Genomic DNA, 12,473 nt, shown 5'->3' on the forward strand with positions numbered 1-12,473 from the left:
AATTTCACCCATAAAATTTTTCCAAAAAGCGCAAAGCCCCGGAATACGGGGCTTTGGTGGTTTCAGCTTGCGAGAGTTGTCCCGCGATAACGGTCTTCCACGTATCCAGCCCGTGCCCGATGCCGGTTCATGGTGCATTGAAGCGGTGCACAGTCGTGGAATTGCAGAGATCCAAATGTGGGAGGGGGCTTGCTCCCGATAGCGGTGGGTCAGACACAGATGTGGTGACTGAACTACTGCTATCGGGAGCAAGCCCCCTCCCACATTAGACTTTCAGTGGAACTGGGAGGTGTGATCAGGCCTCATCACCCTCATCATCATCCCCACCATCTACCTTCATCCCCAATTCCTTGATCTTGCGCGTCAGGGTATTGCGCCCCCAACCCAGTAGCACGGCCGCATCGCGACGACGGCCGGCGGTATGCTTCAACGCGGTCTCGATCATGATCCGCTCGAATGCCGGCACGGCGCTGTCCAGCAGGTTCGACTGGCCGCGCGCCAGTGCCTGGTCGGCCCATTGACGCAGCGCTTGTTCCCAGTTGGTTACCGGTGCCGAATCCTGCGGCAGGCTCAGCAGCTCAGGCGGCAGGTCGCTGATATGCACTTCACGCCCGGAGGCCATTACGGTGATCCAGCGGCACGTGTTCTCCAGCTGGCGCACGTTGCCGGGCCACGGCAGGTTCTTGAGGTATTCCTCGGTCTCGCTTTTGAGCAGCTTGGGCTCCACCGCCAGCTCCAAGGCGGCGCGGCTGAGGAAGTGGCGGGCGAGGGTGGGGATGTCTTCGCGGCGGTCCGACATGCGCGGGATATGGATGCGGATCACATTGAGGCGGTGGAACAAGTCCTCACGGAACTTGCCCGCGTGTACCAGGGTTTCGAGGTTCTGGTGGGTGGCCGCAATGATGCGCACATCAACCTTGACCGGTGTGTGCCCGCCGACACGATAGAACTCACCGTCTGCCAACACCCGTAGCAAGCGGGTCTGGGTATCGGCCGGCATGTCGCCGATCTCATCGAGAAACAGCGTGCCGCCGTCGGCCTGTTCAAAGCGCCCGCGCCGCAGGTTGGCCGCGCCGGTAAACGCGCCTTTCTCATGGCCGAACAGCTCGGACTCCATCAGGTCCTTGGGGATCGCCGCCATGTTCAGCGCGATAAACGGCGAGGCCGCACGCGGGCTGTGACGGTGCAGGGCATGGGCCACCAGCTCTTTACCGGTGCCCGACTCGCCATTGATCAGCACAGTGATGTTGGAGTGGCTCAAGCGCCCGATGGCGCGAAACACTTCCTGCATCGCTGGCGCTTCACCGATGATTTCCGGGGTGCGGGTCAGGGTTGGCGGGGCTTCCTGGTTCTGTTGTTCCTGGGCGTGCTGGTTGGCGCGCTTGACCAGCGCCACCGCCTCATCCACGTCGAATGGCTTGGGCAGGTATTCAAAGGCGCCGCCCTGGTAGGACGCGACAGCGCTGTCCAGGTCCGAGTGCGCAGTCATGATGATCACCGGCAAGCGCGGGTGCTGCTCGCGGATGCGCGCCAGCAAGTCCAGGCCGCTTGCGCCGGGCATACGAATGTCGGAGATGATCACGTCCGGCTGCTGGCGTGCCAGGCGGCTCATCACTCCGTCGGCGCTGTCGAAGCTCTGGGTGGTCATGCCTTCCTGTTGCAAGGCTTTTTCCAGGACCCAACGGATAGAACGGTCGTCATCGACGATCCAGACAGTTTCACTACGGCTCATGTCGTGGGGGCTCCTTGTTCCAATGGCAGGAAGATCGAGAACGTGGTGTGGCCGGGATGGCTCTCACATTCGATCAGGCCCTGGTGCTGGCTGATGATGTTCTGGGTAATGGCCAGGCCCAGCCCGGTACCGTCCGGGCGGCCACTGACCATGGGGAAGAAGATGGTTTCCTGCAGTTCGGCGGGAATGCCGGGGCCGTTGTCGATGATCTCGACCTTGGTCACCAGGCGATGGCGCACATGGCCGATGGTGAACTGGCGCAGGGCGCGGGTGCGCAAACTGATGCGGCCCAGGCGCAGCTCGTTTTGGCTGCTGATGGCCTGCATGGCGTTGCGCACGATATTGAGCACCGCCTGGATCATCTGCTCGCGGTCGATCAATACATCGGGAATGCTTGGGTCATAGTCGCGTACCAGGGTGATACAGCCCTGGCTTTCGGCCTCGACCAGTTGGCAGACGCGCTCCAGCACCTCATGCACGTTGGTCATCGCCAATGACGGCAACTTGTTGGAGCCGAGCATCCGGTCCACCAGGTTACGCAGGCGGTCGGCTTCTTCGATGATGACGTTGGTGTAGTCCTTGAGATGCTCCTCGGGCAGCTCGCGGGCCAGCAGCTGCGCGGCGCCGCGAATCCCGCCGAGCGGGTTCTTGATCTCGTGAGCCAGGCCGCGCACCAGCATCTTGCTGGTTTCCTGCTTGGACAGCTGCGCCTCTTCCTTGGTGATGCGCAGCAGGCGGTCGCGGGGGTGTACTTCGAGCAATAGCAGCGTGGCGCCATTGCTCAGAATGGGGGTTACGGCGTAATCGACCGTCAGGGTCTGGCCGGTGAGGGCGGTGAGCATCGCTTCGCGCTTGGTGAACGGATGTGCCTGCTCCACGGCCTGGCGCAACGAGCTCAAGGCTTCGGCCGACTCGGTGAACAGCTCGCTGATGAACTGCCCATGGCTGCGCTGGCCGCTGATGGCCAGGAGCATCTCCGCCGCCGGGTTCATGTACTCAAGGCGCAGGTCGGCATTGAGCAGGATGGTCGCGGTGGTCAGGTTGTCGAGTAACAAACGGTGCAGTGCATCGCTGATGGTCATCGGGACCTCTTTTGGAGCAAGGCGCAGGCTTGAGGCACACGCTGATACAAGGAAAATGCAAAAACCAAACCAAGGCTCCGAAAAGAAGCGTTAAAGCCCTGAAATAGGGGTTTGTGGCGCGAAACTGTGGCGTTCTGCCAGCTTTGTCGGGAAGATTCGAACCAAAATGGGCTGTGGCTGGAGTAAGGGTGCAACCTATCGCACCAATATAGTGCGGTTTTGTGAAGGTTGTTCAGGAAGCTGCCAGAGATGGCCCTGAATGGATACAGTCCAAATGTGGGAGGGGCTCGCTCCCACATTTTTACCGGGTTTGCAGTCATTAACCTTTGTAGATGCAGAGTTCGGCGGTGGCGCGGATCATTGCCAGTTGGCGCAGCGGATCGTTCAAAGGCTCATGCACCGCCTCGGCCAGCCATTGCGGGCATTGCGGGTCGGTGCGTTGCGGGGTGAAGTCGGCCAACTGTTGCAGCAAGCGTTTTTGCAACTCGTCCAGTTGCGGGCGGATCTGCTTGACCAAATCCGGGCGCGGATCGTCGGGGGCCTTGCCCTGGAACTGCCAGTCGGACAGGTGGGTGTATTGCACCAGTTTGTTGGCTTCGATCTGTGCCGAGAAAAACTGCTCGGCGGCGGCGGGGTCAAGCTTGTAGCTCGGGGCTTGGGCGACGACGCTGGCGATCACTTCCTGCTCGCGGTTTTTGTCTTCGACGGGTTTGTGGCTGTCCCATTTGCTCAAGGCCACCTGATCGGCAATCTCCAGGCGTTCGGCGATGCTGTTGAGCAGTGGCTCCAAGGTAGGTGGGGCGGCGTAAACACCGGCGCTGACGAACAGCAGGGCGAACACGAATTTATGTTTCAACGCAGATCTCCTTGTGGGAGGGGGCTTGCTCCCGATGGCGGTGTGTCAGTAACACACATATTGCCTGACACTCTGCCATCGGGAGCAAGCCCCCTCCCACCTTTTTGATTGGGTTTGCAGATTTGAAGCTGCATAACGCCCAGGCAAAAAAAAGACCTCCCGAAGGAGGTCTTTTTCATCACGCTACCTTAGCAACGCTACCGGATCAGCAGCTGTAGTACAGCTCGTATTCCAGTGGGTGTACGAAGGTGCGCACCTTGATTTCTTCTTCGCTTTTCAGGGCGATGTAAGCGTCGATGAAGTCGTCGCTGAACACGCCGCCTTTGGTCAGGAACGCACGGCCCTTGTCCAGCTCTTCCAGGGCTTCTTTCAGGCTGCCGCACACTTGTGGGATCTCTTTGGCCTCTTCAGGCGGCAGGTCGTACAAGTTCTTGTCGGCGGCGTCGCCAGGGTGGATCTTGTTCTGGATACCGTCCAGGCCGGCCATGACCAGTGCAGCGAAGGCCAGGTATGGGTTGGCAGCCGGGTCCGGGAAGCGAGCTTCGATACGGCGAGCGCGCGGGCTGGACACGTAAGGAATACGGATCGAGGCAGAGCGGTTACGCGCCGAGTAGGCCAGCATTACCGGAGCTTCGAAACCTGGGACCAGACGCTTGTAGGAGTTGGTCGACGGGTTGGTGAAGCCGTTCAGGGCCTTACCGTGCTTGATGATGCCGCCGATGAAGTACAGGGCGGTGTCGGACAGGCCGGCATAACCTTCACCTGCGAAGGTGTTCTTGCCTTCTTTGGCGATGGACAGGTGAACGTGCATGCCCGAACCGTTATCGCCGTACAGAGGCTTGGGCATGAAGGTAGCGGTACGGCCGTAAGCGACGGCAGTGTTGTGTACGCAGTACTTCAGGGTCTGAACTTCGTCAGCCTTGGCCACCAGGGTGTTGAACTTCACACCGATTTCGTTCTGGCCGGCAGTCGCCACTTCGTGGTGATGCACTTCGATGACCAGGCCCATGTCTTCCATGGCGTTGCACATGGAGGTACGGATTTCGTGGTCGTGGTCGAACGGTGGAACCGGGAAGTAGCCGCCTTTGATGCCTGGACGGTGGCCATGGTTGCCGCCTTCCACGTCCTGGTCGGACATCCACGAACCTTGTTCGGAGTAGATCTTGAACATGGAGCCGGAGATGTCGGACTTGAACTTCACCTGGTCGAAGATGAAGAACTCTGGCTCCGGGCCCACGAATACAGTGTCACCAATACCGGTGGACTTCAGGTATTCCTCGGCACGCTTGGCGATCGCACGTGGGTCGCGGTCGTAGCCTTGCATGGTCGACGGCTCGATCACGTCGCAGACCAGGATCAGGGTCGGCTCTTCGGTGAACGGGTCCAGCACGGCAGTGCTGTCGTCCGGCATCAGGATCATGTCGGAAGCTTCAATGCCTTTCCAGCCGGCGATGGAGGAACCGTCGAACATTTTGCCTTCTTCGAAGAAAGCATCATCCAGCGCGTCGCGAGCCGGCATGGTCACGTGGTGCTGAGTGCCTTTTGTGTCCGTGAAGCGCAGATCAATCCATTTAACGTCATGATCTTTGATGAGTTGAACCGACTTCGACATGGTGTCCTCCGGGTGGCTTCGGGCTTGGGTAGTGGAGTTAGCCCTTAAAATGTGGGTGATGCCGGCGCGGATACTCCGCCAAGGCAACCTGCCTCACAAGAGAGCAAATTACATGCCAGTGCGCCAACATGGTCTTTTTGCCTCAAAATGGCCCCTATAGCGGTGCAATAGGCCAAAGTGCGAGAAATAGCGCACTGCAATGTAGCGTTTATTTGTGTAAATGACCCGTTTTGGTGCGTTGCACGTTCGATGCATATTAACTGGTTAAACCTTGAGCGATTTCCGCTATAATCCGCGCCCCCCTTTTTCAGCAGGCCCGGCGCGCGCTGTTTCCATGAAATTAATCGTTAAAGTCTTCCCCGAGATCACCATCAAAAGCCGACCGGTACGGACGCGTTTCATCCGTCAGTTGGCCAAGAACATCCGTGCCGTGCTCCGTGACCTGGACCCGGCTGTGGTGGTGAACGGTGTGTGGGACAACCTCGAGCTGGAAACCCGCATTACTGACGCCAAAGCCTTGAAGGACATGACCGAGCGCCTGAGCTGCATGCCGGGCATCGCGCATTTCCTGCAGGTGGATGAGTACCCGCTGGGCGACTTCGACGACATCACCGAAAAGTGCAAGCAGCACTACGGCAGTGCACTTGAAGGGAAGATTTTTTCGGTGCGCTGCAAGCGTGCCGGCAAGCACACCTTCAGCTCCATGGATGTCGAGAAATACGTCGGCAGCAAGCTGCGTCGCGAGTGCGGCGCCGCTGGAATTTCCCTTAAAGCGCCGCAAATTGAAGTGCGCATGGAAATTCGCGACCAACGGTTGTTTGTGATCCACAGCCAGCACAACAGCATCGGCGGCTACCCGCTGGGCGCCCTGGAACAGACCCTGGTATTGATGTCCGGCGGTTTCGATTCCACGGTGGCGGCCTACCAGATCATGCGTCGCGGCCTGATGAGCCACTTCTGCTTCTTTAACTTGGGCGGGCGTGCCCATGAATTGGGCGTGATGGAAGTTGCGCACTTTATCTGGAAGAAGTACGGCAGCTCCCAGCGCGTGCTATTTGTAAGCGTGCCGTTCGAGGAAGTGCTGGGCGAAATTCTCGGCAAAGTCGATAACAGTCATATGGGCGTGGTATTGAAGCGTATGATGTTGCGCGCCGCGTCCCGAATCGCCGATCAATTGCAGATCGACGCGCTGGTGACCGGCGAGGCGATTTCCCAGGTGTCCAGCCAGACGCTGCCAAACCTGTCGATCATCGACTGCGTCACCGAGAAGCTGGTGTTGCGCCCGCTGATCGCCAGCCACAAGCAGGACATCATCGACCTGGCAGAGCAAATCGGCACCGCCGACTTTGCCAAGCACATGCCCGAGTACTGTGGGGTCATCTCGGTGAACCCCAAGACCCACGCCAAGCGTCACCGCGTGGAGCATGAAGAGAAAGAATTCGACATGGCGATTCTGGAGCGTGCGCTCGAGAACGCCAAGCTGGTCCCAATCGATCGGGTGATCGACGAGTTGGGCCAGGATGTAAAAATCGAAGAAGTCAGCGAAGCCCTGGCCGGCCAGATCGTCATCGACATCCGTCACCCGGATGCCGCTGAGGATGAGCCGCTGGAAATCGCCGGCATCGACGTGCAAACGCTGCCGTTCTACGCACTGAACGCGCGTTTCAAGGAACTGGATAACAGCCGTCAGTACCTGTTGTATTGCGACAAAGGCGTGATGAGTCGCCTGCATGCCCACCATTTGCTCAGTGAGGGGCATGCCAATGTGCGCGTTTATCGACCGAGCTAAGAGCCCGGGGCTGTTTGCCTGTGGCCTGCGTCACCGGCCCCCCGACTCTGCCGTCAAGCTGTAACGGCAAGGCCTGACTCTACTGTTAATCGCTGCCACGACCTGTCAGCACACCGAATCCTCTGATCGAGATACACAAGTGATCGAAAATCTACGTAACATCGCCATCATTGCTCACGTTGACCATGGTAAAACCACCCTGGTAGACAAACTCCTGCGTCAATCCGGCACCCTGGAGCGCAACGAGCTCAACGACGAGCGCGTGATGGACTCCAACGACCAGGAAAAAGAGCGCGGTATTACCATCCTGGCAAAAAACACCGCCATCAACTGGAACGGCTACCACATCAACATCGTGGACACCCCGGGCCACGCCGACTTCGGCGGCGAAGTAGAACGCGTAATGTCGATGGTTGACTCCGTTCTGCTGCTGGTTGACGCTCAAGACGGCCCTATGCCGCAAACCCGTTTCGTGACCAAGAAGGCCTTCGAAGCCGGCCTGCGTCCGATCGTGTGCATCAACAAGGTTGACCGTCCAGGCGCGCGTCCGGACTGGGTTCTGGACCAGATCTTCGACCTGTTCGACAACCTGGGTGCCACCGAAGAACAGCTGGACTTCCAGGTCATCTACGCCTCGGCCCTGAACGGTATTGCTGGTCTTGACCACACCGACATGGCTGAAGACATGACCCCGCTGTACCAGTCGATCGTCGACAACGTACCCGCGCCGAAAGTTGACCGTGACGGCCCGTTCCAGATGCAAATCTCGGCACTGGACTACAACAGCTTCCTGGGTGTTATCGGCGTTGGCCGTATCGCTCGTGGTAGCGTCAAGCCGAACACCCCGGTTGTGGCTATCGGCGCCGACGGCAAGAAGCGTAACGGTCGTATCCTGAAGCTGATGGGTCACCACGGTCTGCACCGTATCGACGTTGAAGAAGCTTTCGCTGGCGACATCGTATGCGTAAGCGGCATGGACTCGCTGTTCATCTCCGACACCCTGTGCCAGCCGGACAACGTTGAGGCGATGAAGCCTCTGACCGTTGACGAGCCAACCGTTTCCATGACCTTCCAGGTAAACGACTCGCCGTTCTGCGGTAAAGAAGGCAAGTTCGTGACCTCCCGTAACATCAAGGAGCGTCTGGACAAGGAGCTGCTGTACAACGTTGCTCTGCGCGTTGAAGAAGGCGACTCGGCTGACAAGTTCAAGGTCTCCGGCCGTGGTGAGCTGCACCTCTCGGTACTGATCGAAACCATGCGTCGCGAAGGTTTCGAAATGGGTGTTGGTCGTCCGGAAGTGATCATCCGTACTGTTGACGGCGTGAAGCAGGAACCGTTCGAAAACGTCACCATCGACACCCCTGAAGAATCCCAGGGCAAGGTCATGGAAGAGATGGGCCTGCGTAAGGGCGACCTGACCAACATGGTGCCGGATGGCAAAGGCCGTGTACGTCTGGAATACAACATCCCTGCTCGCGGTCTGATCGGTTTCCGTAACCAGTTCCTGACCCTGACCAACGGTGCTGGCATCCTGACCTCGATCTTCGATCGCTACGACACCATGAAGTCCGGCGACATGTCCGGCCGTCAGAACGGTGTTCTGGTATCGGTAGAAACCGGCAAGGCGCTGACCTACTCCCTGGAAACCCTCCAGGCGCGTGGCAAGCTGTTCGTTGAACACGGTCAAGAGATCTACAACGGCCAGATCGTTGGTCTGAACAGCCGTGACAACGACATGGGCGTCAACCCAACCAAAGGCAAGAAGCTCGACAACATGCGTGCTTCGGGCAAAGACGAAACCATCGCTCTGGTTCCACCTGTTCGCTTCACCCTGGAACAGGCCCTGGAATTCATCCAGGACGACGAGCTGTGCGAAGTCACGCCTAAGTCGATCCGCCTGCGTAAGAAGATCCTGGACGAAGGCGAGCGTACCCGCGCTGCCAAGAAAGCCAAGAACTGAGTTAACTCAGGCTGAATGAAAAACGCCCCCGGTCGAAAGGCCGGGGGCGTTTTTTTGTGCCCGCAGTTTGTGTGTCGTCTTTACTGGCCCCATCGCAGGCAAGCCAGCTCCCACATTTGAATGTGTTCCCAAATCAAAATGTGGGAGGGGGCTTGCCCCCGATGAGGCCCTTCAGAACACTACAAAACCCGAGTCAGAATTTATCGAGAGTCTTGAAGTTGGTCTCGCGTACCACTTCCTTGGGCTTGTAAGCGCAATACCCCGGCCGCGGCCCGATTTTCGGGTGGTTGCGGCAAGTATCCGGGCGCTTGTCATAAATAGTGCAGAAGCGCGTCTTACGATCCAGGTACAGGCAGTCGTTGTTGCTCATGCGCTGCAGGGTAAAAATCTCGGATTTGTTGTTGTAGCGCTCGACGATGCCTTCTTTCTGCAAACGCTTGGCGATGTTCTTCGGCGGGTCGCCGCGCTCGAACTCGTCGACGATGCCAATGCGGATCAGGTCCTTGATCTTCACCTCAACCGGCAGGGTGCAACAGCTGGACACGCAGCCGCCGCACATGTGGGCGGAATATTTCTGCCACGTTTCGAGACGGTCGAGTTCCGCGGCGGCGATCAGTTGAGGCTTCATCAGGGTTCCAGGGTGGGGCGGTATACGGGCGCGGGATCATACCGGGATTGGTGGTTTTTTGAACAATATTTTGCAGGTTTCAGCTCAAAGGCTTCGCCGCGGCCTGATCGGGCACGACCCCTGCATCAAATTCAGCCAATGGTGAATGAGTTAAAAAACTGCCGAACCAGCACGTCTACCGTCTGTCAGACCGACTAGGCTCTAGCAACTCCTTCAATCTCGCCCGAGGTCGCACCGATGTCTCAGGAACCGCTTGCACGAGAAGCAGAGGTAGCCGCATTCCGCGATGCTGTCTTGACCAAACTCACCTACGCGGTGGGCAAAGACCCGGATCACGCCTTTGACCATGACTGGTTCGAAGCCATTGCCCTGGCCGCCCGCGACCAGATGGTCGATCACTGGATGGACCACACGCGGCGTATTTATCGCAAAGGCCAGAAGCGCGTTTATTACCTCTCGCTGGAATTTCTCATTGGCCGTCTTTTGTACGACAGCCTGAGCAATCTGGGCGTGTTGGAGATCGCCCGTGAAGCGCTGTCGGAGTTGGGCGTCGATCTGGAGCGCATCCGCCTGCTGGAGCCCGACGCGGCGCTCGGCAATGGTGGCCTGGGCCGTCTGGCGGCGTGCTTTATGGAAAGCATGTCGACCTTGGGGATTGCCGGCCATGGCTATGGCATTCGCTATGAGCACGGCTTGTTCCGCCAGGCCATCGTTGATGGCTGGCAGCAGGAGCAGACCGAACGCTGGCTGGATTTTGGTAACCCTTGGGAGTTCGAACGCGCCGAAGTGATTTACCCGATCGGCTTTGGCGGCAGCGTCGAAACCCTGGCGGACGCCTCCGGCAAGATGATCCAGGTGTGGTCGCCCAACGAAACTGTCAGGGCTGTTGCCTATGACACCCCGGTAGTCGGCTGGCGTGGCGCCAGCGTCAACACCCTGCGCCTTTGGCGTGCACGGGCTGTGGAAGACTTGCACCTGGAGCGCTTCAATGCCGGTGACCACTTGGGCGCCGTCGCCGAGGTGGCCCGTGCCGAAAGCATCTCTCGCGTGCTTTACCCGGCCGACAGCACTGAAGCGGGGCAGGAACTGCGCCTGCGCCAGGAGTACTTCTTCGTTTCGGCGTCCTTGCAGGATTTGCTGCGCCGCCACAAGAACATGCACGGTTCGGTGCTGAGCCTGGGCGAACATGCCGCGATCCAGCTCAACGACACCCATCCGTCCATCGCCGTGGCCGAGCTGATGCGCCAACTGGTCGACCTGCATGACGTGCCGTGGGAAGCCGCGTGGGATGTCACCGTCGAAACCCTGTCGTACACCAACCACACCTTGCTGCCCGAAGCGCTGGAAACCTGGCCCGTAGGTCTGATGGAGCGCATGTTGCCCCGGCACATGCAGATCATCTACCTGATCAACGCCCAACACATCGACTCGCTGCGCGCCAAGGGCATCCATGACTTCGACGTACTGCGCGCCGTCTCGCTGATCGAAGAGGACAACGGCCGCCGCGTGCGCATGGGCAACCTGGCGTTCCTCGGCTCCCATAGCGTCAACGGCGTATCGGGCCTGCATACCCAGTTGATGCGCAGCACGGTGTTCTCCGAGCTGCACAAGCTGTATCCCGAGCGCATCAACAATAAAACCAACGGCATCACCTTCCGCCGCTGGTTGTACCAGGCCAACCCCAAGCTGACCGATATGCTGGTGGAAGCCCTGGGGCCGGATATTCTCGACCAGCCCGAGCAGCGCTTGATCGAATTGGAGCCGTTCGCCGAGAAGCAGGCTTTCCGCAAGTCCTTCGCTGAACAGCGCCTGCACAGCAAGCGTGCACTGGCCCAGATCATCCATGAGCGCCTGGGTATCGCGATCAACCCGGCGGCGATGTTCGATGTGCAGGTCAAGCGCATTCATGAGTACAAGCGCCAACTGCTCAACCTGCTGCACACCGTGGCGCTGTACCAGGCGATCCGCGCCGAGCCGGGCACCGACTGGGTGCCACGGGTGAAAATCTTCGCCGGCAAGGCTGCAGCCAGCTACCACCAGGCCAAGCTGATCATCAAGTTGACCAACGACATCGCCCGCACCGTCAACAACGACCCGACCGTGCGCGGTCTGCTCAAAGTGGTGTTCCTGCCCAACTACAACGTCAGCCTGGCGGAGAGCATTATTCCGGCGGCGGACTTGTCGGAGCAGATTTCCACTGCCGGCTTTGAAGCCTCGGGTACCAGCAACATGAAGTTCGGCCTCAACGGCGCGCTGACCATCGGCACCATGGACGGCGCCAACGTGGAGATGCACGAGCGGGTCGGCGCCGAGCACATGTTTATCTTCGGCCTCAGTGCCCAGCAGGTGGAAGCCCGCAAGCACGCCGGTGAGTTCAACGCCGGGCCGGACATCGCCGCGTCCCATCGCTTGAACGACGTGTTGCAAGCGATCCGTGGCGGGGTGTTCTCGCCGGATGATCCGGGGCGCTATGTGGGCCTGATCGATGGGCTGATCGACTACGACCGTTTCCTGGTGTGTGCCGACTTTGATTCCTACTGGGACGCCCAGGCGCGGGTCGAAGCCCACTGGCACGATTCCAAGGAATGGTGGCGTTCGGCGGTGCTCAATACCGCGCGCATGGGCTGGTTCAGCTCGGACCGGACCATTCGCGAGTACGCCACCGAGATCTGGAAAGCCCTCGACTGACCACTGCGGTTAAAAAATGTGGGAGGGGCAAGCCCCTTCCCACATGGGTTCTGCGATGTTGGAGAGGGTCGTGGCGCCAGGTCGTGAACTCTATTGGCGTTAAATCCTCTGATTAGAGGAAATAAC

8 protein-coding genes are annotated in these 12,473 nt (G+C 59.1%); 3 read left to right on the forward strand and 5 right to left on the reverse strand.

Annotated elements, in window-relative coordinates; translation table 11 throughout:
* Positions 1-295 precede the first annotated feature (295 nt).
* The 4 genes from ntrC to glnA form a co-directional block, all read right to left on the reverse strand.
* Positions 296-1,732 (reverse strand): nitrogen regulation protein NR(I), encoded by a 1,437-nt coding sequence (gene ntrC / locus E4P01_RS14345; protein WP_003187806.1) that lies wholly within the window; start codon positions 1,730-1,732, stop codon positions 296-298.
* Complete coding sequence (glnL, locus tag E4P01_RS14350) at positions 1,729-2,814, reverse strand: nitrogen regulation protein NR(II) (protein WP_005783937.1); 1,086 nt, start codon at positions 2,812-2,814, stop codon at positions 1,729-1,731. Before glnL ends, ntrC begins: the two co-directional genes overlap by 4 nt.
* A 319-nt stretch (positions 2,815-3,133) precedes the next feature.
* Positions 3,134-3,670 (reverse strand): chorismate mutase, encoded by a 537-nt coding sequence (locus E4P01_RS14355; RefSeq protein WP_216090617.1) that lies wholly within the window; start codon positions 3,668-3,670, stop codon positions 3,134-3,136.
* Between the two features lie 205 nt (positions 3,671-3,875).
* Complete coding sequence (gene glnA, locus E4P01_RS14360) at positions 3,876-5,282, reverse strand: type I glutamate--ammonia ligase (RefSeq protein WP_005783941.1); 1,407 nt, start codon at positions 5,280-5,282, stop codon at positions 3,876-3,878.
* A gap of 334 nt (positions 5,283-5,616) precedes the next feature.
* On the opposite strand from glnA, the gene thiI reads away from it, so the two are divergent.
* Positions 5,617-7,071: a tRNA uracil 4-sulfurtransferase ThiI gene (thiI, locus tag E4P01_RS14365; RefSeq protein WP_005783943.1), complete on the forward strand. Its 1,455-nt coding sequence runs from the start codon at positions 5,617-5,619 to the stop codon at positions 7,069-7,071.
* Between the two features lie 139 nt (positions 7,072-7,210).
* On the forward strand, positions 7,211-9,031 hold the full coding sequence (typA, locus tag E4P01_RS14370) for a translational GTPase TypA (protein ID WP_005783945.1): 1,821 nt from the start codon (positions 7,211-7,213) through the stop codon (positions 9,029-9,031).
* Between the two features lie 193 nt (positions 9,032-9,224).
* Here the strand turns inward: typA and E4P01_RS14375 are convergent, their stop codons facing one another.
* A complete protein-coding gene (locus E4P01_RS14375; protein ID WP_003187815.1) occupies positions 9,225-9,659 on the reverse strand; it encodes a YkgJ family cysteine cluster protein in 435 nt (144 codons plus the stop codon).
* 237 nt (positions 9,660-9,896) lie between these two features.
* Here E4P01_RS14375 and E4P01_RS14380 point away from each other — a divergent pair, with 237 nt between their 5' ends.
* Positions 9,897-12,347, forward strand: coding sequence for a glycogen/starch/alpha-glucan phosphorylase (locus tag E4P01_RS14380; RefSeq protein ID WP_078820070.1), 2,451 nt, complete (start codon positions 9,897-9,899; stop codon positions 12,345-12,347).
* Positions 12,348-12,473: the final 126 nt, after the last annotated feature.

It is taken from the genome of Pseudomonas sp. NCIMB 10586, assembly GCF_023127895.1.
GTDB lineage: Bacteria > Pseudomonadota > Gammaproteobacteria > Pseudomonadales > Pseudomonadaceae > Aquipseudomonas > Aquipseudomonas synxantha_A.

What these genes read in the sequence shown, in the direction of transcription:
- E4P01_RS14375 (WP_003187815.1), bottom strand. Translation starts at nt 9,659, where the DNA reads ATGAAGCCTCAACTGATCGCCGCCGCGGAACTCGACCGTCTCGAAACG.
- glnL (WP_005783937.1), bottom strand. Translation starts at nt 2,814, where the DNA reads ATGACCATCAGCGATGCACTGCACCGTTTGTTACTCGACAACCTGACC.
- E4P01_RS14380 (WP_078820070.1), top strand. Translation starts at nt 9,897, where the DNA reads ATGTCTCAGGAACCGCTTGCACGAGAAGCAGAGGTAGCCGCATTCCGC.
- glnA (WP_005783941.1), bottom strand. Translation starts at nt 5,282, where the DNA reads ATGTCGAAGTCGGTTCAACTCATCAAAGATCATGACGTTAAATGGATT.
- ntrC (WP_003187806.1), bottom strand. Translation starts at nt 1,732, where the DNA reads ATGAGCCGTAGTGAAACTGTCTGGATCGTCGATGACGACCGTTCTATC.
- thiI (WP_005783943.1), top strand. Translation starts at nt 5,617, where the DNA reads ATGAAATTAATCGTTAAAGTCTTCCCCGAGATCACCATCAAAAGCCGA.